This window comes from Gordonia sp. N1V, from assembly GCF_029269935.1.
In the GTDB taxonomy this organism is placed as follows: domain Bacteria; phylum Actinomycetota; class Actinomycetes; order Mycobacteriales; family Mycobacteriaceae; genus Gordonia; species Gordonia polyisoprenivorans.
Genome location: NZ_JARJDD010000095.1, coordinates 1 through 560, shown reverse-complemented (window position 1 = coordinate 560; position 560 = coordinate 1). Strand labels below are relative to the sequence as shown.

The window sequence follows — 560 nt, the reverse complement described above, 5'->3', positions numbered from 1 at the left end:
CGTCAACATCTTTGACGTCGAGAGTTGTGGTGGTGTCGATCATGGGCCCCTCCCCGGTGGCTGATCGGTGTGATGGGTCCAGTGTACATCGCCAGTGTGTTCGACGCAAGAGGGTATTTTGATCAATTCTGCTTGTGGACAACGTGTTTCGGTGCTGATTTTCTGTCGGAGGGGTGTGGTAAGGGGCCCGGGTTTCGTGTGTCTTGCTTTCGATGTGGTTGGGAGGCTTGTTGTCTCACCGTCTCGAGGCTCGCCGCACGCGGCTCGCACCTCGACCATCCCACCGCATCCTCCACCACAAACCCCAACACCGGACTCACCGCCACAAACGCCGCGACCCGGTCCACCGCCGACGCGCCATCAGCCACCACAATCGGCCGACCACACACCACCGACGGCTCCGGCACGTCCCCGAACATGTCAATCGCCCGTGCCTTCACCTCACGCGCTGTCGCCATCGACGCCTCAAAATCCGCAGCCACATCACCACACACCACATGCACCACTGTGGTTACCCCCGTTTGCCGGACATCGGTTAAGCGGCTTCGGTAGCCGCCTGG

General features: G+C 61.1%; 1 pseudogene. It reads right to left on the bottom strand.

Annotated elements, in window-relative coordinates:
* Positions 1 to 122: 122 nt before the first annotated feature.
* Positions 123 to 560: pseudogene (locus P3L18_RS28250) on the bottom strand (hypothetical protein); the annotation flags it as partial.